The 26769-nt window shown below is 64.9% G+C and carries 25 protein-coding genes and 1 pseudogene; 14 read left to right on the top strand and 12 right to left on the bottom strand.

The window, feature by feature from the left end; all coding sequences use genetic code 11:
• A pseudogene (locus tag OWC48_RS33930) lies at nt 1-448 on the bottom strand (hypothetical protein); the annotation flags it as partial.
• Between the two features lie 36 nt (nt 449-484).
• Entirely contained in the window at nt 485-1777 is a 1293-nt protein-coding gene (locus OWC48_RS33925; protein WP_282523869.1) for an adenylosuccinate synthase, read from the bottom strand.
• A gap of 363 nt (nt 1778-2140) precedes the next feature.
• Between OWC48_RS33925 and OWC48_RS33920 the strand changes: the two genes are divergently transcribed.
• Nucleotides 2141-3073 (top strand): DMT family transporter, encoded by a 933-nt coding sequence (locus OWC48_RS33920; RefSeq protein ID WP_282523868.1) that lies wholly within the window; start codon nt 2141-2143, stop codon nt 3071-3073.
• An 8-nt stretch (nt 3074-3081) separates the two neighbouring features.
• Here OWC48_RS33920 and OWC48_RS33915 read toward each other — a convergent pair whose 3' ends face one another.
• Nucleotides 3082-3486, bottom strand: coding sequence for a hypothetical protein (locus tag OWC48_RS33915; RefSeq protein WP_282523867.1), 405 nt, complete (start codon nt 3484-3486; stop codon nt 3082-3084).
• A gap of 49 nt (nt 3487-3535) precedes the next feature.
• Here OWC48_RS33915 and OWC48_RS33910 point away from each other — a divergent pair, with 49 nt between their 5' ends.
• Entirely contained in the window at nt 3536-4180 is a 645-nt protein-coding gene (locus OWC48_RS33910; protein ID WP_282523866.1) for a TetR/AcrR family transcriptional regulator, read from the top strand.
• 49 nt (nt 4181-4229) lie between these two features.
• On the opposite strand, the gene OWC48_RS33905 is transcribed toward OWC48_RS33910, so the two are convergent.
• Entirely contained in the window at nt 4230-4631 is a 402-nt protein-coding gene (locus tag OWC48_RS33905) for a DUF1330 domain-containing protein (RefSeq protein WP_282523865.1), read from the bottom strand.
• A 93-nt stretch (nt 4632-4724) separates the two neighbouring features.
• On the opposite strand from OWC48_RS33905, the gene OWC48_RS33900 reads away from it, so the two are divergent.
• Both OWC48_RS33900 and OWC48_RS33895 read left to right on the top strand, forming a co-directional pair.
• Entirely contained in the window at nt 4725-5660 is a 936-nt protein-coding gene (locus OWC48_RS33900) for a DMT family transporter (RefSeq protein WP_282523864.1), read from the top strand.
• Nucleotides 5661-5750: 90 nt separating this feature from the next.
• On the top strand, nt 5751-6728 hold the full coding sequence (locus OWC48_RS33895) for a tripartite tricarboxylate transporter substrate binding protein (RefSeq protein WP_282523863.1): 978 nt from the start codon (nt 5751-5753) through the stop codon (nt 6726-6728).
• A gap of 121 nt (nt 6729-6849) precedes the next feature.
• Here OWC48_RS33895 and OWC48_RS33890 read toward each other — a convergent pair whose 3' ends face one another.
• Nucleotides 6850-8535 carry a methyl-accepting chemotaxis protein gene (locus OWC48_RS33890; RefSeq protein ID WP_282523862.1) on the bottom strand — a complete coding sequence of 562 codons (1686 nt, stop codon included), beginning with the start codon at nt 8533-8535 and terminating at the stop codon, nt 6850-6852.
• A 260-nt stretch (nt 8536-8795) separates the two neighbouring features.
• Between OWC48_RS33890 and OWC48_RS33885 the strand changes: the two genes are divergently transcribed.
• From OWC48_RS33885 to OWC48_RS33860, 6 genes are all read left to right on the top strand, one after another.
• Entirely contained in the window at nt 8796-9839 is a 1044-nt protein-coding gene (locus tag OWC48_RS33885) for a C-terminal binding protein (protein ID WP_282523861.1), read from the top strand.
• A 97-nt stretch (nt 9840-9936) separates the two neighbouring features.
• Nucleotides 9937-11280 (top strand): ABC transporter substrate-binding protein, encoded by a 1344-nt coding sequence (locus OWC48_RS33880; protein ID WP_282523860.1) that lies wholly within the window; start codon nt 9937-9939, stop codon nt 11278-11280.
• 119 nt (nt 11281-11399) lie between these two features.
• Complete coding sequence (locus OWC48_RS33875; protein WP_282523859.1) at nt 11400-12356, top strand: carbohydrate ABC transporter permease; 957 nt, start codon at nt 11400-11402, stop codon at nt 12354-12356.
• Nucleotides 12349-13248 carry a carbohydrate ABC transporter permease gene (locus tag OWC48_RS33870; protein ID WP_282523858.1) on the top strand — a complete coding sequence of 300 codons (900 nt, stop codon included), beginning with the start codon at nt 12349-12351 and terminating at the stop codon, nt 13246-13248. Before OWC48_RS33875 ends, OWC48_RS33870 begins: the two co-directional genes overlap by 8 nt.
• A gap of 134 nt (nt 13249-13382) precedes the next feature.
• Nucleotides 13383-14351, top strand: a complete 969-nt coding sequence (locus OWC48_RS33865; RefSeq protein ID WP_282523857.1) for an MBL fold metallo-hydrolase — start codon at nt 13383-13385, stop codon at nt 14349-14351.
• Between the two features lie 119 nt (nt 14352-14470).
• Nucleotides 14471-15826 carry an esterase-like activity of phytase family protein gene (locus tag OWC48_RS33860; protein ID WP_282523856.1) on the top strand — a complete coding sequence of 452 codons (1356 nt, stop codon included), beginning with the start codon at nt 14471-14473 and terminating at the stop codon, nt 15824-15826.
• 200 nt (nt 15827-16026) lie between these two features.
• Here OWC48_RS33860 and OWC48_RS33855 read toward each other — a convergent pair whose 3' ends face one another.
• The 6 genes from OWC48_RS33855 to OWC48_RS33830 all read right to left on the bottom strand — a co-directional run bounded on the left by OWC48_RS33855 (nt 16027) and on the right by OWC48_RS33830 (nt 21443).
• A complete protein-coding gene (locus OWC48_RS33855) occupies nt 16027-16857 on the bottom strand; it encodes an energy transducer TonB (RefSeq protein ID WP_282523855.1) in 831 nt (276 codons plus the stop codon).
• Nucleotides 16857-17303: a TonB system transport protein ExbD gene (exbD, locus tag OWC48_RS33850; RefSeq protein ID WP_208084677.1), complete on the bottom strand. Its 447-nt coding sequence runs from the start codon at nt 17301-17303 to the stop codon at nt 16857-16859. The genes OWC48_RS33855 and exbD overlap by 1 nt, the downstream gene beginning before the upstream one ends.
• A 3-nt stretch (nt 17304-17306) precedes the next feature.
• On the bottom strand, nt 17307-18083 hold the full coding sequence (exbB, locus tag OWC48_RS33845) for a tonB-system energizer ExbB (RefSeq protein WP_282523854.1): 777 nt from the start codon (nt 18081-18083) through the stop codon (nt 17307-17309).
• Nucleotides 18084-18110: 27 nt separating this feature from the next.
• On the bottom strand, nt 18111-18626 hold the full coding sequence (gene hutX / locus OWC48_RS33840) for a heme utilization cystosolic carrier protein HutX (RefSeq protein WP_282523853.1): 516 nt from the start codon (nt 18624-18626) through the stop codon (nt 18111-18113).
• Between the two features lie 31 nt (nt 18627-18657).
• Nucleotides 18658-18993 carry an antibiotic biosynthesis monooxygenase gene (locus OWC48_RS33835; RefSeq protein WP_282523852.1) on the bottom strand — a complete coding sequence of 112 codons (336 nt, stop codon included), beginning with the start codon at nt 18991-18993 and terminating at the stop codon, nt 18658-18660.
• A gap of 98 nt (nt 18994-19091) precedes the next feature.
• On the bottom strand, nt 19092-21443 hold the full coding sequence (locus tag OWC48_RS33830; RefSeq protein WP_282523851.1) for a TonB-dependent hemoglobin/transferrin/lactoferrin family receptor: 2352 nt from the start codon (nt 21441-21443) through the stop codon (nt 19092-19094).
• Nucleotides 21444-21691: 248 nt separating this feature from the next.
• On the opposite strand from OWC48_RS33830, the gene OWC48_RS33825 reads away from it, so the two are divergent.
• Genes OWC48_RS33825 through OWC48_RS33810 form a run of 4 tightly spaced genes read left to right on the top strand, consistent with a single transcriptional unit; the run spans nt 21692 to nt 24749 of the window.
• Complete coding sequence (locus OWC48_RS33825; RefSeq protein ID WP_282523876.1) at nt 21692-21898, top strand: hemin uptake protein HemP; 207 nt, start codon at nt 21692-21694, stop codon at nt 21896-21898.
• A gap of 6 nt (nt 21899-21904) precedes the next feature.
• Entirely contained in the window at nt 21905-22855 is a 951-nt protein-coding gene (locus tag OWC48_RS33820; RefSeq protein ID WP_282523850.1) for a hemin ABC transporter substrate-binding protein, read from the top strand.
• Entirely contained in the window at nt 22852-23946 is a 1095-nt protein-coding gene (locus tag OWC48_RS33815; protein ID WP_282523849.1) for an iron ABC transporter permease, read from the top strand. Before OWC48_RS33820 ends, OWC48_RS33815 begins: the two co-directional genes overlap by 4 nt.
• Nucleotides 23943-24749 carry a heme ABC transporter ATP-binding protein gene (locus OWC48_RS33810; protein WP_282523848.1) on the top strand — a complete coding sequence of 269 codons (807 nt, stop codon included), beginning with the start codon at nt 23943-23945 and terminating at the stop codon, nt 24747-24749. The genes OWC48_RS33815 and OWC48_RS33810 overlap by 4 nt, the downstream gene beginning before the upstream one ends.
• Nucleotides 24750-24943: 194 nt before the next feature.
• On the opposite strand, the gene OWC48_RS33805 is transcribed toward OWC48_RS33810, so the two are convergent.
• Nucleotides 24944-26620 (bottom strand): mucoidy inhibitor MuiA family protein, encoded by a 1677-nt coding sequence (locus OWC48_RS33805; RefSeq protein ID WP_282523847.1) that lies wholly within the window; start codon nt 26618-26620, stop codon nt 24944-24946.
• Between the last annotated feature and the right edge of the window lie 149 nt (nt 26621-26769).

The raw sequence follows: 26769 nt of genomic DNA, 5'->3' as shown, positions 1-26769 counted from the left end.
GCGCGTCGAAACGCGGGGCCCGCGGCGCACGCGGGGCGTCGCCCGGGTCATCGACATTGAAGGACGGGCGGTCGGCACGCGGCGGCGGCGGAGCCGGACGGGTGCGCGGAGCGGCCGGCTGAGACGGCGGCGGGTTGCCCTCGGCGGCGCGGGTGCTGGCCCGGCGGAAGGCGTCACCGCTGCCGCTGCTGCGGGCGCCGCCACCGGGACCGGGGCGCGAGGCCTCCCGGGCGCGCTGGGCGGCTTCCGATTCGACCTTGCGGACGGCCTCTTCCAGCGACAGCCGTTCGCGGGTGATCTCGGATTCGGAGAGCGGCGGTTGCACGCTGCGGAGCTGCGCGATCAGGGCCGTGCGCGCGCGCTCATAGAGCGCGCGACGGCTTTCGCCGGGAGCGTTGGGGTCCAGGGCGGCAATAGCGCGGGCGATCAGCGGATAGTAATCAGCCATTTCAACTCAACTAGCGCACGTCCCGGTAAGATATCGTTAAGCCTCAAACGGATTTTGCACCAGAATAGTATCCTCGCGTTCGGGGCTGGTGGAAAGCAGTGCGACCGGACACCCCACCAATTCCTCGATCCGGCGGACATATTTGATGGCCTGGGCCGGCAAGTCTGCCCAGGAGCGGGCATTGGCGGTCGGCTCCTTCCAGCCCTCGATGGTCTCGTAGATCGGCTCGACCCGGGCCTGGGCGCCCTCGCCGGCCGGGAAGTGGTCGATCTCCTTGCCGTCCAGCCTGTAGCCGGTGCAGACCTCGATCGTGTCGAAGCCGTCGAGGATGTCGAGCTTGGTCAGCGCCAGGCCGTTGATGCCGCAGGTCCGCACGGTCTGGCGGACCAGCACGGCGTCGAACCAGCCGCAGCGGCGCTTGCGTCCGGTATTGACCCCGAACTCGCGGCCCCGGCGGCCGATCTCCTCGCCGATCTCATTCAGAAGCTCGGTCGGGAATGGGCCCTGGCCGACCCGGGTCGTGTAGGCCTTGCAGATGCCGAGCACATAACCGACCGCGCCCGGGCCCATACCGGTGCCGGTTGCCGCCTGCGCCGCCACCGTGTTGGACGACGTCACATAGGGATAGGTGCCGTGATCGACGTCGAGCAGCGCGCCCTGCGCGCCTTCGAACAGGATGCGCTTGCCGGCGCGCCGCTCCTGATCGAGCAGGCGCCACACCGTCTCGGCATAGGGCAGAAGCTGAGGCGCCAGCGCGCTCAGCTCCTTCAGAATGTCCTTGCCGTCGAACTCGGGCAGGTTCAGGCCGCGGCGCAATGCATTGTGGTGAGCAAGCAGCCGGTCGATCTTGTGCGGCAGGGTGTCGAGGTCGGCGAGGTCCATCAGGCGGATGGCACGACGGCCGACCTTGTCCTCATAAGCCGGCCCGATGCCGCGACGTGTGGTGCCGATCGCAGTCGCCGAGTTGGAGGACTCGCGCAGAGCGTCGAGCTCGCGGTGCAACGGCAGGATCAGCGTGACATTCTCTGCGACGCGCAGGTTCTCCGGGCCGACCGCCACGCCCTGTCCGCGCAGCTTGGCGACCTCGTCGAGGAAGGCCTGCGCATCGAACACGACGCCATTGCCGATCACCGCCAGTTTCGACGGGCGCAGCACGCCCGAGGGCAACAGCGCGAGCTTGTAGGTCTCGCCATTGATGACCAGCGTATGGCCGGCGTTGTGGCCGCCCTGGAAGCGCGCGACGATGTCGGCCTGCTCCGACAACCAGTCGACGATCTTGCCCTTTCCTTCGTCGCCCCACTGGGCTCCGACGACGACAACGTTGGCCATTCGCGGGTAATCCTCTGAAGATTTTAGATGCGCCAGCCCAGCTGACGGCCGGAGCCGTTCGCACGCGAGGCAGCCAACCGGATAAAGGAAGCAGCCTCTCTAGGCAAGCAAGAACGGGGCTTTTTCGGGGCTCAGGACGCACTTTAACCCTTTGATATCCCCGGAAAATCCAGAAGCCTTCCATGGCCATTTCGTAAGCTTCCGCCAAAGCGCGAGGCTGACCCGCCACTGCATGGTCGCGATGCGTCCGCCCCCCGTTGATGCAGGCTCGATTTCCGTGTCTTTGGGGAGCCGCCGGGCTATCTGCCGGCCCGACCTCGCCGGGCCGGGGCTCCGGCGCATGACGGGGCCATAACAATCACAATGTCCGCCACCGGCCAGACCACGGGCTCCGAATCATCCAGTCACAGCTGGATCGCCAACCAGCCTTACCTGCTGCTCAGCATCACCGCGCTGTGCTGGGCCGGCAACGCCATTGTCGGGCGGCTCGCCGCCGGCCACATCCCGCCGGTGACGCTGTCGTTCCTGCGCTGGACCTTCGCCTTCCTGCTGGTGCTGCCGTTCGCCTGGAAACATCTCGCCCAGGACTGGCCCGCGATCCGCAGCAGGCTCGGCCTGATGATCGTGCTGTCGATCACCGGCATCGGCGCCTTCAACACGCTGCAATATTGGGCGCTGGAACATACCCAGGCGCTCAACACGCTGCTGCTGCAGTCGGCAGCGCCCCTGATCGTGGCGCTGTGGTCGCTGGCCATCCTCGGCGTCCGCCTCACCGCGGCACAGGCGTTCGGCGTAGCTCTCTCGATGTGCGGCGTGCTGACGATCCTGCTGCATGGCGATTTCACCACGCTGTCGAACATCGCGTTCAACAAGGGCGACCTCATCTTCATCGTCGCGCTGATCATCTTCGCGCTGTATTCGGTGCTGACCCTGAAGCGGCCGCCGATGCACGGCCTGTCGTTCCTCGCCTTCACCTTCGGCGCCGGCGCCGCCTGCCTCATCCCGCTCGAGATATGGGAATTGTCCGCGCGTCCCGTGATGAAGCTCGACGGGCCGAACCTGCTGACGCTGTTCTATGTCGCGGTGTTCCCGTCGACGCTCGCCTATCTCTGCTTCAATCGTGGCGTGCGCCTGATCGGCGCCAACCGCGCCGCGCCGTTCTTTCATGTCGTGCCGGTGTTCGGCTCGATCATGGCGATGGCATTCCTCGGCGAACACCCGCAGGCGTTCCACTTCATCGGCTTCGCGCTGGTGCTGGCCGGTGTGTTCGTGGCGTCAAGGAAGCAGACGACGTAGGGTCGCCTTCAGATATAGCGCGCAGCCCCCATGCAAAGCGCGGTGATGCCGAGCAGGCCCGCCGCCACGCGCTGGGCGATCGCGATGCGCGAACGCACGCCCTGGAGATCGCCGGCACCACGGCGCAGGGTGAGGACTGCGCGAGGACCGATGGCCGCCTGAACGCCGACCGCGATCAGCGCGCAAACCGCGCCAAGCGCCAGCACCTGCTCCGCCGTACCGAAGCTGCCGGCATGAACGAGATGGCCGAGATAGCCCCCGGTCAGGATCGCAATCGTCGCCGCGCCAAGCTGGGGAAAGACGAGTTGCTCGCCGCCGGCTCCGCCGGTGCGTGCCAGCGCGAAACTTGATCCGGCCCAAAACACGGACGACAACACATGAAGCGACAAGGCGATCACGAGGGCAGTCTGCATGGCAAGCTCCAAACCGGCTTCTATATTGGATATACAACTTGTATAGTCAATGCGTCAAGATGAAGGCGAGGCGATGCCGAAGCGCAGCTATGTGAGCCCGACGCGGGCGTCCGCGGCGGCGGAAACGCGCGAGCGCATCATCGCGGCCGGCGCACGCCTGCTGCGAAAGGACGCGAGCATCGCGAACTTCTCCCTCGACGTGGTGGCGAAGGCGGCCGGCGTCACGCGACTGACCGTCTACAACCAGTTCGGATCGCGGCGCGGCTTGCTGGAAGCCGTGTTCGACGACATCGCGCGCGAGGGCGGCCTGTTCGAGCTGGCCGAGGTGATGACGATGGCGGACCCGCGTGCGGCGCTCGACCGCGTCGTATCGATCTTCTGTACTTTCTGGTCGCACGATCCTGCCATTGACGGGCTCAACCAAGCCATGGCGACCGATCCCGAATTCGGCGAGGCGCTGGTCGCGCGCAACGAACGGCGTCGCGAGCTGCTGACGGGGCTCATCACGCGCATCACGGAGAAGCGCGCGGGCAAACGGGCCGTGCAGGACGCAGTCGACCTGATCTTCGTGCTGACGAGCTATCCGACGTTTGGGGCGCTGAGCCAGCAGCGTTCGACGGAGGACGTCTGCCGCCTGCTGCAGATGACCTGTCGTGACGCTGTGGATGCGGTGACGCAGGAGCGGAAGAAGTGAATGTTCCGCTTCCTTCTCCCCTTGCAAGGGGAGATGGGAAGATCGCGCGCTATTTCGTCTTGAACTTGCTGTACGCCTCACTCGTGGCAATGATCACGTGCTCGGCGCAGCCGTTGACGCGATGCGGATCGGCCTGCGTCTCGTAGGCCTCCGACGTCATCATGTCGATGAAAGCCGCAACCGTCGGGTAATGGACCAGCGCGACGAAATCCCAGTCGTTGCCGTCGTGCGGACCGAGCGCGACGGCTCTGGCTTCGCCGGTCCAGAGCAGCGTGCCGCCGCGTGCCTTGATCATCGGCACCGTGATCGCGCTGTAGCGCAAGTACGCGTCCCAGCCGGAACCGTCGCCGTCGCGCGAGCGCTGGTGAAAACGCATCAGGTTCAGCATCACAACCGGCGCATTTGCATCGAGCCGCTCCAGGCCCTCGATGTTCAACATATTAACCGCCAATGACACCTCCTCAAGCCATGCCTGCATTGTAGCCTTGCGGCCGCGTGACTTGTGTCACAACAGAAATCCGGCACAAGCTTGTATCCAACGCCAATGACGATTGCCTCGCCCGCGCCACCGGCCTCGAATCCGGCCAGTTGGCTCAACAACCAGCCTTACCTGCTGCTCAGCCTGAGCTCGCTGTTCTGGGCCGGCAACATCGTGCTCGCGCGCCATGTCGGCGCGCATGTGCCGCCGCTGACGGTGACCACGATCCGCTGGTTCGGCGTGTTCCTGATCCTGTTGCCGTTCGCCTGGCCGCATCTGAAGCGCGACTGGCCGAATTTGCGCAAGAGCCTGCCGCTGATGCTGTTCCTGTCGCTGGTCGGCTTCGCCTTCAACAACGCGATCTCGTACTGGGCGATGCAATACACGGAGGCGCTGAACGCGCTGCTGATCCAGTCGGCCGGACCGCTGTTCGTGGCGCTGTGGTCGCTGGTGCTGTTCGGCGTGCGGCTGACGGGTGCGCAACTCGCCGGCATCGCGATCTCGCTTCTCGGCGTGCTGATCATCATCCTGCGCGGCGATCTCGCCGCGCTCGCGAGCATCAGCTTCAACAGGGGCGACATCATGTTCGCCTCCTCGCTGGTGGCGTTCGGGCTCTACTCCGCCTTTATCCCGCGGCGGCCTAAGATCCACCAGCTCTCCTTTCTCTCCTTCACCACCTTTTGCGGCGCAACGATGTTGCTGCCCGCCGCGATCTGGGAAGCGCTAAGCGGCCGTGTCCTGCAACTCGACGCGGTGACGCTGGCGACGCTGGGTTACATCCTGATCTTTCCCTCGACGCTGGCCTATCTCTTCTTCAACCGCGGCGTGGCGCTGATCGGCCCGAACCGCGCCGCACCGTTCTTCCATCTGGTCCCGGTGTTCGGCTCGGCGATGGCGATCCTGCTGCTCGGCGAAAAGCTCCAGCCGTTTCATTTGATCGGCTATGCACTCGTGCTCGCCGGCGTCGTGTTCGCCTCTCGCCAGGGATCGTCGGTGAAGTAATTCCGCAACGCGGGCGACAAACTCCCGTCTTCCGATTTTTGCGAAGAGAAGCTAGGTTCCCCGCCAACGAAAAAGAGGGAACGTCCAGACATGCTGTCATCACTGATCCGCGCTCTGCGCGCTGCCGGCGCGGCCGCACTTTGTCTCGCCGCCACATCCGCCGCGCAGGCCGACAATTATCCGAACCGCAACATCACGCTGGTGCTACCGTTCGCGGCCGGTAGCGGCACCGACACCACGACGCGGCTGATCTCGCAGCATTTGTCGCAGGCGCTCGGCGTCGGCATCGTGATCGAGAACAAGGCCGGCGCCAACGGCATGATCGCCGCGACCTTTGTCGCGCGCGCCGCCCCCGACGGCTACACGCTGCTGGTGACGACCAACACCACGCATTCGGCCAATCCCTATCTGCTCAAGAGCCTGACCTACGATCCGGTGAAGGATTTCACCCCGATCGCGCGGACCGGCGACCTGCCCTTCATGCTGGTGATTCACCCGGAGGTGCCGGCCAAGACCGTCGGCGAGCTCGTCGCCTACGGCAAGGCCAATCCGGGCAAGCTGAGCTACGCGTCGGGGTCGTCCTCGGCGATCGTGTCGGGTGCGACCTTTGCGCACAATGCCGGGCTCGAGCTCCTGCACGTGCCCTACAAGAGCTCGCCGCCGGCGCTCAACGACGTCATGGGCGGCCGCGTCTCGATGATGTTCGTGGACATCCTGACCGGCCTGCCCCACGTCCAGGGCAACGCGCTGCGCGCGCTCGCCGTCACCACCAAGGACCGCTCGCCGCTGGTGCCGAACCTGCCCTCGATGCAGGAGGCCGGCGTGCCGGATTTCGACATCTCGTCGTGGCAGGGCTATTTCGGCCCCGCCGGCATGCCCAAGGAGATCGTGACCAGACTCAACGCCGAGATCAGGAAGATCGTCGAGAAGCCGGAGATCAAGGCCCAGCTCGCCACGCTCGGCATGGACGCCTTCTCCGGCACGCCGGAGCAGCTCGGCACGTTCGTCAACGAGCAGCTGGTGCTGTGGGAGAAGCTGATCACGAACGCGAAGATCGAGAAGCAGTAGCAGCTCTCGTAGGGTGGGCAAAGCGAAGCGTGCCCACCGAGACGTCACCGCGCACTCAAAAAGAAAAGGTGGGCACGACGCTTTCGCGTCTTTGCCCACCCTACGAATTCAGCGCAAGAATTTACGCCGCGCGGACCTTGGCGAGGAAGCCGTCGACGGCGCTGCGTAGCGCGCCGGACTGGCTGTCCAGCTCGCGGGCGTTGGTGAGCACGTCGGTGGCGGCAGTGCCGGTCGCTTCCGCGGCCGAAGTGACGCTGCCGATATTGGCGTTGATCTCGCTCGAGCCGGCCGCGACCGACTGGATGTTGCGGGCGATCTCGCGGGTCGCTTCGCCCTGCTGCTCGATCGAGGCGGAAATGCCGGCGGTGATCTCGCTCATCTCGGCGATGGTCTGGGTGATGCCGGAGATCGCCGTGACCGCGTCGCTGGTCGAGGTCTGCATCGCCGCCACTTGCGCGGAGATTTCCTCGGTTGCCTTCGCGGTCTGGTTCGCCAGCGCCTTGACCTCGGAGGCCACCACCGCGAAGCCGCGGCCGGACTCGCCGGCGCGCGCCGCTTCGATGGTGGCGTTGAGCGCGAGCAGGTTGGTCTGCGCCGCGATCGAATGGATCAGCTTGACGACCTCGCCGATCTTCTCGGCGCCGGTCGAGAGCACCTGCACGGTGGCGTTGGTGCGCTCGGCATCGTTGACGGCCCGGCTCGCGACTTCGGTCGAGCGCGTGACCTGGCGGGAGATTTCCGCAACCGAGCTCGACAATTCTTCGGCGGCTGCGGCAACCGTGCCGACATTGCCGGAGGCTTTTTGCGAGGCGGCGCCGACCGTCGCCGCACGCGACGAGGCGTCGCTGGCCGTCGCAGTCATCGACTGCGCCGTGCTCTGCATGCCAGCGGCGGCCGAGGAGACCGAGCGGACGATGCCGTTGACGCTGCGTTCGAAGTCGCTGGCGATGCCCTCCATCGCGCTGCGACGTTCCGCCGCGGCACGCTGCTTGGCATCGGCCTCGGTCTTCTCGAGGTCGCGGATGCGGACCGCGTTGTCCTTGAAGATCTGGACGGTCGAGGCCATCGCGCCGACCTCGTCGCCACGGCCGACGCCGGGAATCTCACCCTCGAGCTTGCCGTCGGCGAGATCCTTCATGCGGGTGCCGAGCAGCGCCAGCGGGCGGCTGATGCTGCGGCCGAGCAGCCAAGCGACGCTGCCGGCGACAATGACGATGCCGAGCATGGCGAAGCCGAGCAGCCAGTAGACCGGGCCCATCTTGGCGTCGATGTCGTCGAGATAGGCGCCGGTGCCGAGATACATGTCGAAGCCGGGGACCGCGACCGCATAGCCGATCTTGCGGATCGGCGTTTCCTGGCCGGGCTTCACATATTCATAATAGAGCAGGATCGAGCCGTTGGCCTTGACACCGTCCATCAGCTCGACGGACAGCTTGCGACCGTTGGTCACGACGTCCATGCGGTTGGCGCCGACCTGCTTCGGATCGGGCGCGAGCTGGGTGATGCCGTCGTAGGATGTGCCGAACAGATAACCCGAGCCGTTGTCGTAGGTCATCGCATTGCCGTAGCGGCGAAGGTCGGCCATCGCCACATCCTTCGTCAGCTCGCCGGCATCGACGCGTTTCTTCAGCGCCGCGGCGTAGTTGCGACCGAGGTCGACGATCGATTTGGCCTGGTCGATGCGCGCATTCACCATCTCGCGCTTCATCAGATAGCCGGCGAGAACACCGGAGACGCACAGGCCGAACAGGGTGACGCCGACGAGGATACCGAGCTTCGGGACGATCTTCAGATTGCTCAACTTCACGGGACAGCTCCGGCAATAATGGGATACGGACGCGCAAGGGAATCGAAAAATTTGAATCAACTTTTAGTGGGTGACCTCTTATCAACCTGTTACGGGCGGCTCCGTAGAAGCCCGGACGGAAGGCAGAAACAGCCAAACAAATCGCCGCGGCGGCAACCGACGATTGTACGCGACCGCCCCGATTTCGCGTAAAAGACGCAAAGGCCCACCGCGAAGGCCGGGCCACAACAAGAACCGACAGACCAAATCGGGAGCAGGAAATGCCGAAATACAGGGTGGTGACGCCGAAGGGCGCGAGCTTCACGGTCGCAGGCAGCGACTATTCCTTCGAGCGCGAGGCGCTCGATCCGATCGATGCCGAGATCGTCGAAGCCCCCGCCAACGAGGCCGAGTTCATCGCCGCCGCGAAAACCGCCGATGCCATCTACGCCAAGGGCATCCCGATCTCCAAGACCATCATCGACGCGCTGGAGAGCTGCAAGGTGATCACGCTCGGCTCGGTCGGCGTCGACAGCGTCGACGTGAAGGCCGCGACCGCCCGCGGCATTCCCGTCACCAACATTCCCGACACCTTCATCGAGGAGGTCGCCGACCACGCCATGATGCTGCTGCTCGCCGGCTTCCGCCGCCTGGTCGAGCAGGACAGGATGGCGCGCGACGGGCGCTGGGCCGAAGGCCGGCCTGCGCTGTTGAAGATCCCGCGGCTGATGGGCCAGACGCTCGGCTTCATCTCGTTCGGCCGCGTCGCGCGTGCCGTTGCGAAGCGCGCCGCCCCGTTCGGGCTGCGCATGATGGCCTACGATCCCTTCATCCAGGAAACGCTGATGTACGACCACGGCGTGATCCCGGCGACGCTGAACGAGGTGCTATCGCAATCCGACTTCGTCTCGATGCACGCCCCCGCTCGGCCCGAGGTGCATCACATGCTCACCGAGAAGCACTTCCGGCAGATGAAGAAAGGCTCGGTCTTCATCAATACCGGCCGCGGCGCCACCGTGGACGAGGAAAGCCTGATCAAGGCGCTCCAGGAGGGCTGGATTGCGCACGCCGCGCTCGACGTGCTGGAGAAGGAGCCGCCCTCGCACAACAATCCCATCCTCAGCATGGAGAACGTGACGCTGACCGCCCATGTCGCCTCGGCCTCGGCACGCTTCGATGAGGCGCGCAAGCGCCGCGTGGGCTACGAATTGTCACTGGTGCTTCAGGGCATGTGGCCGGTAAGCTGCGTCAATCCGTCGGTGCTGCAGAACACCGCGCTCCGTCGCTGGCAGCCCGTCAGCATGGATCGCGGCCCGAACAGCTAGGCGGCCGGCGCCAAGCGCGCCGGGAATCGGCAAGAGACCGAAACGGCCCTTCACCGGCGATCAACGCCGGGAAGGGAGACATCATAGGGAGGAACTGATGAGGAACGACATCACGCGTCGTGATGCCTTGGTGCTGGGCCTGTCCGCTACGGCGCTCGCGGCAACCGGTGTTGCAGCGCACGCTCAATCCGCAATCAAGGCCGCCGACGTCCCCGCACCGAAACTGCCGATCGAAAAAGGCGCAACCCTGCGCATGCTGCGGCCGGTGCGCTTCGTCCAGGCCGACGAAGACGTGTTCCGCGCCAACGCAGCCAAGTTCACCAAGGAGACCGGGGTCGAGGTCAAGGTCGACTTCGTCGGCTGGGAGGACATCAACCAGCAGACCGCGGTAACCGCCAATTCCGGCGCCGGCCCCGACATCATCATCGGCTTCTCCGATGCTCCGCACATCTATATCGACAAGCTGATCGAGCTGACCGACGTCGCCGACTATGTCGGCAAGCGCTATGGCGGCTGGCTGCCGCTGGCGCAGCGCTACGGCAAGAGGAACAAGAGCGACGCCTGGATCGGACTGCCGTTCGGCGCCACCGCGGGCCCCCTGATCTACCGCAAGTCGATCCTGCAATCGGTCGGCTTCGACAAGGTACCGGAGGACCACGCCGGCATCGTCGACCTCTGCCAGAAGCTGCAGAAGGCCGGCAAGCCGGCCGGCTTCGCACTCGGCAACGCCAAGGGCGACGGCAACGGGTTCGCGAACTGGGCACTGTGGTCACACAACGCCGCCCTGCTCGACGAAGAGGGCAACGTCGTCATCAACAGCAAGGAAACGATCGCCGCGCTGAACTGGGTCAAGCAGCTCTACCCGACCTTCATCCCCGGCACGACCTCGTGGAACGACGTCAGCAACAACCGCGCCTACGCCTCCCAGGAGATCTCCCTGAGCGCCAACGGCGTCTCGCTGTATTTCTCCCTGAAGAACGATCCGGCGACCAAGGCGATCGCCGACGATACCGAACATCAATTGCTGCCGAAGGGCCTGGCCAAGGTTTCTCCGATGGCGGGCCTGACGCTGAACGCCATGGTGTTCAAGCACAGCCAGTATCCCAACGCCGCGAAGGCCTTCCTGCAATACATGCTGGAGAAGGACCAGTACGAGCCGTGGCTCAACGCCAATTCCGGCTATTGGGCCCAGCCGCTGGCGGCCTATGCCGATGCCGCCGTGTGGTCGCAGGATCCCAAGGTCCAGCTGTTCAAGAACACCATGAACAGCACCTATTACGACGGCTATGCGGGTCCGATCTCGACGGCGACCGGCGCCGTCAGCGCCGACTACGTGCTGATTCAGATGTGCGCCTCGGTCGCGACCGGCGCTGCGACGCCGGAGGCCGCAGCCGCGGAAGCCGAGCAGCGCTGCAAGCGGTACTTCCGGCGGCAGAAGTAGAGACCGTCATTGCGAGCGAAGCAATCCAGTCCGTCCCCGCGGCAACAACCCGGATTGCTTCGTCGCTTCGCTCCTCGCAATGACAACGTGGTGAAAGCCTAGAACAGGACAACACACTGATGTCCGTGACCACACTTCCCCCTCTCGCCCTCGCCCACCGGCAGCCAAACTGGCTGGTCCGCCTGTTCGACTACAAGCCGTTCCTGATCGTGATGTGTCTTGCGCCCGCGATCGGGCTGCTCGCGGTGTTCCTGACCTATCCGCTCGGCCTCGGCATCTGGCTCGCCTTCACCGACACGACGATCGGCCGCAAGGGCGTCTATGTCGGCCTGGAGAACTTCCAGTATCTGCTCACCGATTCCCTATGGTGGAACGCGGTGTTCTACAGCGTCGTCTACACCGGGATCGCGACCTTCGGGAAATTCGCGCTCGGCTTCTGGCTTGCGCTGCTGCTCAACAACCATTTTCCGTTCAAGAGCCTGCTGCGGGCGATCATCCTCCTGCCCTGGATCGTGCCGACGGTGCTGTCGGCGCTGGCGTTCTGGTGGATCTACGATCCGCAATTCTCGATCATCTCCTATTTGCTGGTGGACGTGCTGCATTGGCGCACGACCAATGTCGATTTCCTCGGCTCGCCCTGGCCGGCGCGCTTCTCGCTGATCGCTGCCAATATCTGGCGCGGCATTCCCTTCGTCGCGATCTCGCTGCTGGCGGGCCTGCAGACCATCTCACCCTCGCTCTACGAGGCCGCGATGCTCGACGGCGCCAGCGCCTGGCAGCGCTTCCGCTACATCACCTTCCCGATGATGATGCCGATCCTCGCCATCGTCATGACCTTCTCGATCATCTTCACCTTCACCGACTTCCAGCTGGTCTACGCCATCACCCGCGGCGGTCCCGGCAACTCGACCCATCTGCTGGCGACGCTGGCCTTCCAGCGCGGCATCGCCGGCGGCGAGCTCGGCGAAGGTGCCGCGATCGCGGTGTCGATGATCCCATTCCTGGTGTTCGCGACGGTGTTCTCCTATTTCGGCCTGGCGCGCCGCAAATGGCAGCAGGGAGAGAGCAATGACTGATACCGTCGCCCAACCTGCCGTGGCCGACGCGAAGGCGGCGCCCGACACCATGGCCTGGGATTCCGGGCTGCGGCGGCTCATGATGATCTACCTGCCGCTCGGCTGCTTCGTGCTGATCCTGCTGTTTCCGTTCTACTGGATGGCGATCACGTCGTTCAAGCCGAACGCGGAGCTGATGAACTACAAGGAGCACAATCCGTTCTGGATCTCCTCGCCGACGCTGGCGCACATCAAGCACCTGCTGTTCAACACCTCATATCCGCGCTGGTTGTGGACGACGATGACGGTCGCGATCGGCTCGACCACGCTGTCGCTGATCGCCAGCACGCTCGCCGCCTATGCCATCGAGCGCCTGCGCTTCCGCGGCAGTCCCTATGTCGGCCTCGGCATCTATCTCGCCTATCTCGTGCCGCCGTCGATCCTGTTCATCCCGCTCGCCACCGTCGTGGTGCAGTTCGGCCTGTTCGACTCACCGATGGCGCTGATCCTGGTCTATCCGACCTTCCTGGTGCCGTTCTGCACCTGGCTCCTGATCGGCTATTTCAAGTCGATCCCCTACGAGCTCGAGGAATGCGCGCTGGTCGACGGCGCCACGCGCCTGCAGATCCTGCGGCGGATCACGCTGCCGCTGGCGGTGCCCGGGCTGATCTCGGCCGGCATCTTCTCCTTCACGCTGTCCTGGAACGAGTTCATCTACGCGCTCGCCTTCATCCAGAGCGGCGCCAACAAGACCGTGCCGGTCGCGATCCTGACCGAGCTCGTCACCGGCGACGTCTACCAGTGGGGGGCGCTGATGGCGGGATCGCTGCTCGGCTCGCTGCCGGTTGCGATCTTCTATTCGCTGTTCGTGGATTATTACGTCTCCTCGCTGACCGGCGCGGTAAAGGAGTAACGGACCACGGCGCGCAATCGTCGCGCATCGTGCAATCCTGATAGACGGCTTTCGTCCTTGGTCGCACCTTGCCGCGTCAGCGGCAGGGGCGACCGTGGGCACAGTCGATACTCGCCCCAGAAAGCGAGCATCGCATGGGATCGCCAAAGCTCCATTCCATGTCTCGACGCGGCTTTTGCCTGTGCTGCGTCGGCGCTACGTTCGCCGCCACGGCGGGATGGCTTAGCCCTCGACAGGCCTACGCAGAAGTCCGCGGCCTCGTCAGTCTGATCAAGGACAGCGCGGCAACGTCTCCCATCACGACCTACAAGCTGCGCAACAATGTCAGCGTGCTCGAAGGATCCGGCGGCAACATTGCCGTCCTCACGGGACCTGACGGCAAGCTTCTGGTCGATGCCGGCATCGGCGTCTCACGCCCTCAGCTCAGCAAGGCGCTGACCGAACTCGGCAGCGAACCAATCGCGCATCTGATCAATACGCACTGGCACTTCGACCACGCTGACGGTAACGAATGGCTGCATGCGGCAGGCGCGACGATTCTCGCGCACGAAAATACCCGCAAGCACCTTTCCGTCGTTCAGCGGGTCGAGGATTGGGACTACAATTTCCTCGCCCTACCAGCCAGCGCTTTGCCTGCGGAAGTGTTCGCCAAGGACCACAACTTGAAGCTCAACGGCGCATCGATCACCCTGAAATATTACGGGCCCGCGCATACCGACAGCGATATTTCGGTGATGTTCGCCGAAGCCAACGTTCTGCATGTCGGAGATACGTTCTGGAACGGCATCTATCCATTCATCGACTATTCGACCGGCGGCAGCATCGACGGCATGATTGCGGCGTCCGACGCCAATCTCGCCGCGGCCAAAAGCGACACCATCATCATTCCCGGTCATGGCAAGCCCGTCAGCAACAAGGCGGAGCTCCAGGAATTCCGCGACATGCTGGTCGCAATCCGGGACAATGTCGGCAATCTCAAGAAGAAGGGAAAGACGCGCGACGAGGCCGTTGCCGCCAAGCCGACGGCCGCGTTCGATGCGAAATTTGGCCAGTTCGTCATCGACCCCGGCTTTTTCACCAGGCTGGTCTACGAAGGCGTATGAGACGTAGCGATGCGGCGACCGAGGTAAAGGAGTAGATGTCGGCTGCGGCGTTTCGCCCAGTTTCACAAAACTGCAATATGCCATCCGCATAAGGCGTCGTCCGCTAACAGGAGACGCACATGCGCGCGATTTTTCTTGCCTCCGTCGCAACGATCATTCTCACCGCGAGCACCGCGCTTGCACAGAACGAGGGTGAATTCCCGGCGAAGCTCGCCGGCCACGTGGTGATGCCGGCCGCGACCTTCATCGACGCGCCGGCCGACGCGCCTGCCGATCTCAAGACCTCGGGCAAATACACCACCGGCAAGCGCGTCGACGCGCTCGGCACCGTGATGGGCAAGTCCTACGAGCGTGCGACCGGCGTGTCGCTGCCGTTCAAGGGCCAGCCGCTGCAGGGCCATTCCGGCATCAAGCACATGCCCGACGGCAGCTACTGGGTCATCACCGACAACGGCATGGGCGCACGCGCCAACTCGCCGGATTCGATGCTGTACCTGAACCGCTACAAGATGGATTGGGCCAGCGGCAAGATCGAGCGTCAGGAAACCATCTTCCTGCACGATCCCGACAAGAAGGTGCCGTTCCGCATCGTGCATGAGGACACCCAGAAGCGTTACCTGACCGGCTCCGATTTCGACACCGAGGGCTTCCAGATCATCGGCGACACCTTCTGGATCGGCGACGAGTTCGGCCCCTATATCCTGAAGGCCGACAAATCAGGCAAGATCCTCGGCGTGTTCGAGACGGTTGCCGACGGCAAGCCGGTGCGCTCGCCGGACAACTGGGCCGTGGCAACGCCGGGCGCGCCGGGCGCGACCTACACCAATGTCAACCTGCGCCGCTCCAAGGGCTATGAGGGCTTTGCGTCGTCCAAGGACGGCAAGTTCCTCTACGGGCTGCTCGAGGGCCCGCTGTGGGATGCCGACAAGAAGGACTGGGAGAAGGTCGACGGCAAGGAAGCCTCCCGCATCCTCGAATTCGACGTCGCCGCCGAGAAATTCACCGGCCGCTACTGGCAATATGTGTTCGAGCAGAACGGCAACGCCATCGGCGACTTCAACATGATCGATCAGGCCTCCGGCCTCATCATCGAGCGCGACAACGGCGAAGGCACCGCCGACAAGGCCTGCCCGCAAGGCACCCGCGGCGAGAACTGCTTCCCCGACATCGCCAAGTTCAAGCGCGTCTACAAGATCGAGCTGACCGACGCCAATGTCGGCAAGCCCGTGCGCAAGATCGGCTATATCGACCTGATGAAGATCCAGGACCCCGATAAGAAGGCGCGCAAGCCGCTCAATGACGGCGTCTACACCTTCCCGTTCTTCACCATCGAGAACGTCGATCGCGTCGACGAGACCCACATCATCGTCGGCAACGACAACAACCTGCCGTTCTCGTCCAGCCGCGATCCCAACAAGGCCGACGACGACGAGTTCATGCTGCTCGAGGTCGCGGATTTCCTGAAGGCGAAGTAAGCCGAACTCGCTCCTCTCCCTCTCCCCGCTTGCGGGGAGAGGGTTGGAGACGACAGCGTCGCCTCAACCTCCATCATTGCGAGCGCAGCGAAGCAATCCAGAATCTTTCCGCGGAGGCAGTCTGGATTGCTTCGCTGCACTCGCAATGACGAGGGTAGAGCTTTATTCCGCACTCTCGATGAGTCCGCGGAGAGGCATCATCACCTCACCGTAAACTCCACCGGAATCGTAAAGCCCATCGAACCGTTCTTGATCTCGTCCGGGATCGGCGGAAACGGCGCGGCCTGGCGGACCATCGACATGGCCTGGGCATCGAAGGCGGCGACGCCGGATGAGCCGGCGAGGCGGCTGGACGTGACCTGCCCGCCGCGGCTGAGCGTGAAACTGAGCCTCGCGACACCGCGCGCGCCGCCACCACTCGAAGGATATTGGTGAAAGCGCATCAGATGCGCGCGAACGCGTTGATTGTAGGACGCGATTGCTGAAGCCACGGCGCCTGCACTCATGGCAGACGCCATCGGCGCCTCGCGCTCGGCCCGCGGCGGCGCGCTGGTCCGTGGCGCAGGCGTCGCATCCGAGCGCTTTTTGGCTTCGCGGCGAACCACCTTGGGCTTCTCCGGCGCGGTCTTTTCGACCGGCACGATCTTCGCAGGTTCGGGCTTGGCAGGTAGCGGCTCCAGCTTCTGCTCCGGTGGCGCAACGACTTCAGGCTTTTCCTGCGGCGGCGTCGGCGCGATGGTCTCCTCGACGGCCTGCTGCTGCATCGGCTCCGGAGGCGAGGCGTCGGCCTCCTGCATCACCGGCCCGGGCGCGACGTTGTCCGGCGTCGGCTGCGGTGCCGAGGTCACCGGCGCCATATCGACCATGATCGCCGGGAAGGTGACGCCCTGCTCCGGCTGCGACCTGAGCCAGCTCATCGCCAGCACCGCAGCGGCAACATGCAACGCCACGATCACCGCGCCCGATACACCCCAGCGCGCGGTTTCGCGCTCGCCAAGCGGCTCGTGCAGGGCAAAGGCGTTCGCGGCCATCAGCTGCGTCCGTCGAGACCGACCAGCGCGACCTTGAGGTAGCCGGCATTGCGCAAGGTGTTCATCACCTCCATCAAATCGCCGTAGCTCACGGCCTTGTCGGCGCGCAGATAGATGCGCTCGTCCTTGCGGCCATTGGTGGCCGCAGCGAGCGCAGCGGCGAGGCCGTCGCGTGCCATCGTGTCTTCGCCGACGGCCACGGTGAGATCCGGCTTCACCGTCACGAAGGTCGGCTTGTCCGGCCGTGGCGCCGGCTCGGCTGCGGTCGCCGGCAGCTCGACGCCGATATCGACGGTCGCGAGCGGGGCGGCCACCATGAAGATGATCAGCAGCACCAGCATCACGTCGATGAACGGCGTGACGTTGATCTCATGGGTGACGTCGAGATCGCCGGGGTCGCCGCGCCTCAGCGGCGATCCCCCGCGTGCACCGAGCTTGGCAGCCATGGCCTACTCCGCCGCCCGCGCCAGGCGGAACTCTCTGTTGTCGCGTTGCCGGCTGACCAGCAGCATGAGCTGCGCCGAGGCGTCCCCAAGCAGCGCGCGGTAATTGGCGATGCCGCGGACGAGATGGTTGTAGATCACCACCGCCGGAATAGCCGCGACGAGTCCGAGCGCTGTCGCAAGCAGCGCCTCGGCGATGCCGGGCGCGACCACCGCAAGGCTCGTGGTGTGGCTCTCGGAGATGCCGATGAAGGAGTTCATGATGCCCCAGACGGTGCCGAACAGGCCGACGAACGGCGCCGTGGCGCCGATGGTCGCGAGCACGCCGGTGCCGCGCGCGATCTGCCTGGACATCGCCGCCTCGACCCGTTCCAGCCGCAGCGCCACGCGCTCCTGGAGGCCGTCATCGACAATGCCGCCGGAGAGCTCGGCCTCCTTGGCACAGGACTGGATGAGCTGGGCGACCGCATCATGCGCGTCGCCGGTCCGCTCCGCCGCCTCCGCCAGCTTCATCCTGCCCTCGAGCGCGCGCGTCCGCTGCACGGCGAGCGCGCCTTTGCGGCGCAGCTCGATGGTCTTGGCGAGCCACACCGTCCACGTCACCAGCGAGGCGATGGCGAGCCCGACCATCACCGTCTTCACGATGATGTCGGCACCGAGGAACATGCCCCAGGGCGACAGATTGCGCGGCAACAGCGCTTCGTCGATCGCGAAGGCCGGGGCCGGCGCGAGCGCCAGCGCGATTGCTAGGATCATGTGCCGAAGCCCAAAATTGCCCTGCATCCTGATCTCCCGACAGACAGAAGGAAATTACGCCGCGCCCCGTGCCGCGACGCGATCCGCCAGTTGCCGGAATCGCACGAGCTGATCCGCCCGCAGCGCCCGGGTCTCGTCGCGGCCGACAAAGACCTTGAACATGATGCCGCCGTCGGCATTGACGAAGGCAACGAAGGCCGAGGTCTTGCCCATGAAGGGACGCTCGACGAAGGCTAAGGCCGCGCAGCGCTCGTGGCGGAGATGGCCGTGCAAGCCCTTCGGCTGCATCAGGTTGAAATAGCCGCGGCCGATCTCGCCCGCCGGGACCGCGCCCGTGAACTCGAAGATCGCGTCATCCGTATGCACGATCAGCGTGACCTCGCCCCACGCGGCGATGTCCTGCATGGCGGCGGCGAAGTGATCGCCGCCACCGATACGCACCATCGACGACGGCAGCGCCTCGATCACCGCGCGTGGAGTGACCTTGCGCTCGCGCGCAACGTCCTCGATCACCGCACCGGGATTGTCAGCCATATACGCCTTGAGATCGGCGAGATCGGTGCTCAGCATGTCCGGCTCCCTTTCGTGATCCGCCGCGATCTCAAGCGGCCGCGTTCGTCTTGCGCTCGGTCATGATGACCTCGAACCCTTCGAACTTGGGATGGCCGAGATAGAGGCTTTCGCCGGTCTTGTTGTCGGCGCGCGCGTGGGCGCGACGGAATTCGTCCGATCGCGTCCAGGCCTCGAAGGCTGCCTTGTCGACCCACACCGTGTGCGAGGAATACAGCGTGTGGTCCTCGAGCGCCGGCCCCTTGAGCAGGTGGAATTCGACGAAGCCGGCCATGCTGCCGAGATAGGATTCGCGGGTGCGCCAGACGGTCTCGAAAGCGACCTCCGAGCCGAGCTTCACCTGGAAACGATTCATGGCGATGAACATAAGAGTCTCTCCTTCTGATCAAGACGAAAATGCGCCGAAGCCGCGCTGGAGCATCAGCGCGGCCCGGCGAGGATTGCGGGTGTCGCGAACCTTTCGGCTTACGCACCTCCAAAGTGAATCTTCAAGCCGGCCTTGTAGACCCTGCCAGGTCCCGGGCTCGACCACAGCACGTCGTTCTGCGTGGTGCCGTCGGTCGAGGTGCCGGGAATGGCGTAAGGCCGGTAGTACTGGTTCAAGAGGTTGTCGATCGAGGCCGAGAACACGATGTCCCTGGTCGCGTTGTAGGTCAGGTACAGGTTGACCAGCTCGTACCCGGTCGCAGGCAAATAGCCGGCGGGCACGTCGTTGTTGGGACCGAACGAGGCCCACTGTGCGGACAGGATCAGCGTGCGATCGAGCAGGCGGACACCACCGGTCGTGACGACCTTGCGCGGGGTGATGCTCGCGAGCCCGACATTGGTGACAGCGTTCTTGCCCTGGATGTAATGGCCGGCGACGCCGATGAACCAGTTGCCGGCATCGTACATCGTCTCCGCTTCGAAACCCTGGATACGGGCCTGTGCGATGTTCTGATACTGGTAGTACTGGCTGAAGGAGCCGAACGGCGGCACCGCAACCGGCGCCGAAGCGACGAGATCGATGTAATCCGAAACATCGTTGCGGAACAGGTTGATCTTGCCGCGGAAGGAGTCACTGGCGCTGAAGATGTTGTCGTACTTCAGATTGAAGCCCACTTCCTTGTTCTTGCCGACTTCGGGACGAAGATTCGGGTTGGGCAGGAAGCAGAACAGACCGACAGTTCCGTCGGGACAGGGGAAGAAGGCCGGTCCGCCGCCGGTCGCGTGCGCGCCGGAGATCACGGTCTCCGTGATCGATGGAGCGCGATAGCCTTCGGCGTAGCTGACATAGGGCTGGAAGCCGGCAACCGGCGTCACGCCGAGAGTGATCTTCGGCGAGAAGCGGTCGCCGCTGCCATTGGTCTTGCCCGATTCCAGATCGTAGCGGTCGTAGCGGATCGCACTCACCGCCTCGAACCAGGTGCTGTAGTTCTGCTTCAACTGCAGGAACCCGCCCGACACGGTGCGGATGCCGCTCGGCGTCGTGATGTTGGAGTTGCCGCGGCTGTCGGTCGTGATCACGTCATCCTGGAACGCGTCGAAGCCCACGGTGAGCGCATTGCGCCAGTCGCCGACGTTGAAGCGCGTGGTGTTGTTCGCGTCGATACCGTAGGTATTGAGGACATAGCCGCGCTTGTCGCCGACGCAGCCCGAGATGTTGTTGCCGAAATTGCCGGTGCCGCACAGGGCCGCGCCCGATGTCGAATAGTGATAGGTCTTGGTCTGGTCGTTATCGACGCGGTTGCCGTAGACCGACATGTGCCAGTCGAACAGATTGTCGCTCGGCAGCGCATAATTCCAGGTGATCGTGCCGGTGTAGTTCTTAGCGTCGGAGGCGTAGACCGACGAGCCCTGATAGAGCGCGCGCTGGGCTGGGGTCGCGACTGGCCCCCTGTTGAACTGGCCGATATCGTATTGATAGTCCTGGAAGATGGCGCCGAACTTGACCTCGTGGCCGAGGGCGGGACGCACCGTGAGCTTCATCAGGCCGCTCTCGACCTGGTTGCCGGTGTTACCGATCTCGGTGCCGTTGCCGTCCTTGTAATTTCCTTGCGTGCGGTAGACCGCGCCGCCGAAGATATCGACGTCGGGCGTGGCGCGCACGCCGCCGAACACCGAGCCGAGGCCGCGATTGTTGTTGGAGCCGTAGGAGCCGGAGAGATCGACGCCCCAGCGCTCGCCGGGACGCAGCACATCATTGATGTCCTTGGTGCGGAACGAGACCAGGCCGCCGATCGCACCGGAGCCGTAGATGTTGGCAGTCGGGCCGCGCACGACGTCGACACCACCGACCAGTTCGGGATCGAGGAAGAAGGAGCCGCTCGCATTGTGACCGGTGCGCTGGTAATTCTGCCGCGCACCGTCGACGACGACCGCGACGCGCCCGAACTCCTGCAAACCGCGGATGTTGATGACGGTCGCGGGATCATCGCCGCGCTCCTGGAACGACACGCCGGGCACGGCATAGAAGATGTCGGACAACCGGTTCGGCTGAAGCCCCTGGATCTGGTCGAGCGAAATCGAGCTGACCGGCGCGAGCGCATCGATCGCGCGCTCCTTGGTCTTCGTTGCTGCGACCGTAATGGTGTCGAGCACCTGAACCGGCGCCGTGCCGCCGGTCTGGGCGCGGGCGTTCATGATTTCAGGCGTTGCCTGCTGTGCAACTTGCGGCTTGGCTTGCCTGCGCTTGGCCTGCTTCGCCCGTTCAGACGACGTACTTTCGGCCTGCGGCGATGCGGTCTGCGCAAAACTGCTCACCGGCGACACCGCCGCAATTGAAACCACCGACGCGCCCAAAATCAGCGCGCGCGAATACCTAGCCCCGTCAGCCATACACCCAACCCAATCATGAGATGTCTTGTTTGGCTGGCGTGCGCTCGCGCGGCGAGCGACTAGCTGGCTATTCTCTGGTGCAGACCCCCGGCCCGCATTGTTCCATTTGGTTACGTGGCAACACCCTGACGGTCAATGTCATCCGGTTGCAGTTTATATCGATTGTAAATTGCCGCCGTTGGAATGCGCCTGATGCCGCTTATACAAACAAGACGCATCTGAAATTTCGAAAGCGCATCACACCTACCATGTCAGCAGCGTCCGGAGACAATAGCGGCGATGCGGCGGGGCCGACACAAAGCCCTTCTGCAACAACGAGAACTCTAACCATGCGCGGGAGCCGGATCGACAGCCGCGAGCTCTTTGCGGCGGAGCGCGAGATCATCATCGCGCATGGCGAGGACGCCTATCGCCTTCGCCTGACCTCGCAGAACAAGCTGATCCTGACGAAGTAACCTGCAATGACATTTTGTCGCACCCTCGCAAACCTGCTGCTTTCCGGCACAATCGCGCTTGGCTCCGCCGCGCACGCCGCCGGTATCACCGTGCATGATGCGCGCAATCGCGATGTCGCCGTTGCCGACTTCGCGCGCACCGTTTCGATCGGCGGCGCCATCACCGAGATCCTCTATGCGCTCGGGCTGGAGAATCGCCTGGTCGGCGTCGACACCACGAGCCTGTATCCGGCGGCGGCGCTGCACGACAAACCCAATGTCGGCTACATGCGTCAGATTTCGGCCGAGGGCGTGCTGGGCCTCAACCCGACCCTGATCCTGGCGATCCAGGGATCGGGCCCGCGCGAGACCATGGACCTGCTGGAGACGGCGAAGGTGCCGCTTGTGCTAGTGCCCGAGACCTTCTCCGAGGAGGGCCTGATCGAGAAGATCAAGCTGGTCGGCCATGCCATGGGCGTCGATGCGCGCGCCGAATGCCTGGCGACCGCAGTGGCTGCGGATCTTGCGCAGCTGCGCGCACTGCGTGCCAAGGTCACGAAGCCGGTCCGCGTGATGTTCGTGATGTCGCTCCTGAACGGACGGGCGATGGTCGCCGGTCACAAGACCGCTGCCGACGAGATCATCCAGCTCGCGGGCGCCACCAACGCGGTCGAGGATTACGACGGCTACAAGAACATCGGCGACGAGGCGATCGTCGCGGCAAAACCCGACGTCGTGCTGTCGATCGAGCGCGGCAAGGATTCGCTCCAGGCCGACGCGGTCTACGCCCATCCCGGCTTCGCCCTGACGCCGGTCGCTGCCAACAAGAGCTTCATCACGATGGACGGCCTCTATCTGCTCGGCTTCGGACCGCGCACGGCATCTGCGGCGCGTGATCTCTCCGTCAAGCTCTATCCGGCATTGGCTAACGGCGGCGCCTTCACGTCGGCTCTGTCGGCGGCGAACTGCCGGCAATGAGCGTGGCGATCGGGACGGACTCGCGGAGCCCGCGGCGCGCGGGCGCAGGACGGCGATTTACGTCGATTGCCATTCCCCTTCTCTTGGTGATCCTCGCGGCCACCGCCATCGTCGCGCTGACCGTGGGCGCAGCCGGCATTCCCCTCTCTCGCTTGCCCGCCGCGCTCGGTCTTGCAGGCAACACCACCGCCGACGCCATGACGGCGCGCGACCAGCTCGTGTTGTGGTCGATCCGCATTCCCCGGATCGCGGCGACCGCGATGGTCGGCGGCCTGCTCGCCGCGGCCGGCGCGATCATGCAAGGATTGTTTCGCAACCCGCTCGCCGATCCCGCGCTGGTCGGCGTCTCCAGCGGCGGCGCGTTGGCGGCCGCGAGCGCGATCGTCTTCACCGATTCGCGCTTCGGCGAGACGCTGCGTTTCCTTCAGACCGAGCTCTTGCCGCTCGCGGCCTTTGCGGGCTCGCTGGTGACCACCGCGATCCTTTACGGCATCTCCAGCCGCGCCGGGCGGACCTCGATCGCGATCTTCCTGCTCGCCGGCGTCGCCATCACGGCCATCACCAATGCCGGCATCGGGCTTCTGGTGTTCATCGCCGACGACCGCCAGCTTCGCGACATTACATTCTGGCTGCTGGGCTCGATGAGCGGCGCGACCTGGACCAAGACCGCCGTGCTCGCGCCGATCCTCATCATCGGGCTCGGCGCCTTCGCCTTCATCGCACGCGGTCTCGATCTCCTGGTGCTTGGCGAGGCCGACGCGTTTCACGGCGGCGTCGACGTCGAGCGTCTGAAGCGGATCTCGATCGTCATGGTCTCCGCCATGACCGGGGTCGCGGTGTCGATCAGTGGCGTCATCGGCTTCGTCGGCATCGTCGTGCCGCATCTGCTCCGCCTCATCATCGGGCCGGCGCACCGCCTGTTGCTGCCGGCCTCGGTGCTGCTCGGCGCGATCCTGATGGTCGGCGCCGACACGCTGGCGCGCACCATCGTGGCGCCCGCGGAGATGCCGGTCGGCATCCTGACCGCGGCCGTCGGCGCGCCTGTCTTCCTCGGCATCCTGCTGCGCCAGCGCGGGCTCGCCTCACTATGAGCGCCGTGATCGAGGCGCGACGCTTAAGCAAGCGCGCCGGCCGCGCCACGCTGCTCGATGGGGTCGGTCTCTCGGTTGAAGCCGGCGAGATGGTCGCGATCATCGGCCCGAACGGCGCCGGCAAGTCGACGCTGCTGCGGCTACTCTCCGGCGATCTTCGTCCGAGCGAGGGCGAGGTGCGGCTGAAGCAACGCGACATAACGAGCTATACACCGCGCGAGCTCGCCGCGCGCCGTGCGATGCTGTCCCAGCACATCAACGTCACCTTCCCCTTCACGGTCGAGGAGATCGTGCTGATGGGCGCGGGCGACCGCAGCCTGCGCGATGCCGTGCCGCTCGTCGACGCCGCGCTCGATGAGGTCGGCCTCGCACATTTCCGCGAACGGCAATTGCCGACGCTGTCGGGCGGCGAGCAGCAGCGCACTCATTTCGCCCGCGTGCTGGTGCAGCTCGCCTGCGGCGAGGCCGAGCACGGACCAGGACTTCTGCTGCTGGACGAGCCGACATCGAGCCTCGATCTGCGTCACCAGATCGACCTCGTCGAAGCCGCGCGCCGCCGCGCTGCAGGCGGCACGGCTGTCATCGCAATCCTGCACGACCTCAACCTCGCGATCCGCTTCGCCGACCGGCTGATCGTGCTGAACGGCGGCAGGCTTGCCGCCGACGGCCCGCGCAGCAAAATCGTCACGCGCGAGACCATCCGCGACATCTTCGAAATCGACGCCGTCGTTCATCAGGCCGACGACGGCGTGCCCTACGTGCTGCCGCAATCGATGCGCGCGGCGACGCCTGCTTCGCGGTGAAGGTGCACTCCCTCGCCCTGCTTGCGGGGCCGCGACGAGCTTCGCTCGCGCTGTGAGGGTTGGGGTGAGGGGCCTCCCTCCACACGCGAGATCGTCGAGAGACCTGTACCCCCTCACCCGGATTGCATCTTCGATGCAATCCGACCTCTCCCCCGCAAGCGCGGCGAGGTAAGAAGGCATCACGCCTCAGGCTCCTAACCCGCCGGCGCCATGACGATGCCCTTGTCCTTGGGCCAGCGGATGCGCCAGGCGAACTTGATCTCCTTGATCTCGCCGGGTTTTCCGTCGAACGCCCATTCCAGCACGCCGCGCTTGTCGCGCAGATTGGTGGTCGTGGGCGGCGTGGTCGAGGACAGCATCTCGACGCCAATATCCTCGCTCTCGCTGACCGGAAGCTGATCCTCGATCGCGATGCGGATCGGGAAGTCGTGCCCGTTACGAACGACGGTGCGGAACGAACGCGTGTCGGTCTTGGATGACGCGATCACGCCGGCCGTGCCTTCGTTCTGCCTGATGACGGTGCGCTCGATCTTGATCTTGTCGTCGGCACCGAAGCCGAGCCGGATCGCGTCGTTCCGCGCGCCGGTCGAGAATTTACTGCGACCGACGAACGTGCCGTCGCGGAAGATCGCGACCTTGCCGGGCAGCAGATTGGTATCCTCGGCAAGCTTGAATGACGCCTCGAGGTAAGCGGTGGGATCCATGACCGGGGCGGCGCGGATGGCGAGGTCAGGCGTCACCGTCATGGAGGAGATGAGCAGGCTCTTGGCGCCCTCATTAGCGCCGAGACTGACGCGGCCGCTGATCTGATACACGGCCTGGAAATCGCCGATCTCGGCGTTGGCCTGCTGCTCGTCCGCGCGCTCACGCAGCTCGGGCTCCGCCGCTTTCGCCATCGCCGGAGATTGCGCCTGCCGCGTCATCGGCTGCGCGGGCATCGCCATGTCCGACGCCGTGCCCAATGCCAGCGGCTTCGGCAGTTGCGGATACCTCACGACCAGCGAATTCAGCTCCGGCGCGCTACCGCCGCGGCTGACGCGAACGGTGGAAACACCGAGGCTGACATTCGACCAGTCTTCGCCGGTCGACTGCGTAACCTCGGCGCGGCGAACCAGCTCGAGCTGCGGCTTGCGATCCTTGGCACCGGTGTCGAGCCGGGCGTCATACAGCGGCAGCCAGCGCGCATTGCGGACTGCATAAGTCACCCGCAACGTCGCCTTCGTCGCGGCGGCGGAGGCGACATCGATGCGAACCTCGAGCTTGCTCGGCGGCTTGGCGGAACGCTCCGCTTCAAGTTGCGCGAGCTGCCGATCGATCTCGCGCTGCTTTCGCGTGGCGTCGCGGATCGCGGTGTCGGCGGTCGCGATCTCCTCGGCGACCGCGGCAAAGGCCGCACGCCATTCGGTGATCGGCCGAGCCTCGCCCTTCTCGCCAAGGCCGGCGGGAGAAGCCTCCGCAAAGTGCTGCGCGAATTTGCGCCGGGCGTTGGCCGCATCGATGTCGCCTTGCAGATCGGCGCGCTGATCCTTCAACGCTTCGATGCGCTTGTCGAGCTCGGGCAAGTTGATGGGAGGCGCCGCGCGCGGCGGCCGCGCGTCGATGGTCCCGATGGTGAGTTTGGCGCCCGCCTCGCCCTCGACCCGGAGGGAGGATGGATCGAGCGAAAGCGGAAAGTCCTTGGCCACCAGCGTGCTGTCGCCGGAGGCGAGGTCCAGCGCGATGATACGGGTGACGGTGGCGCCATCGGGATAGACGGTGACGGTGTCGATGGCCGATGTGGCGTCCACATCGGCGGCCCATGATGGCGACGCGGCCGCCATGGTCACCAGAACCAGGCTCGTCGTTGCCAAACATCTTGCGGTGATGCGCATAAAGTCCCTCCTGCCTTATCGCCGCGCCGCCAGCCGGACGCGTGCGATCAAATGCCTCGCCAACATGGTTGGACGCGGCAGCGAAGGAACTGGTTCGATTGAGGTTTCCGTGGGGCGTCGCCGCGGCGGCACCAAGGCCGCGGAACGTG

Origin of the sequence: Bradyrhizobium sp. Arg816 (assembly GCF_029989365.1) — a bacterium.
Classification (GTDB): Bacteria; Pseudomonadota; Alphaproteobacteria; order Rhizobiales; family Xanthobacteraceae; genus Bradyrhizobium.
The sequence above is the reverse complement of the archived record's forward strand: the minus strand, read 5'-3'. Positions and strand labels throughout refer to the sequence as shown.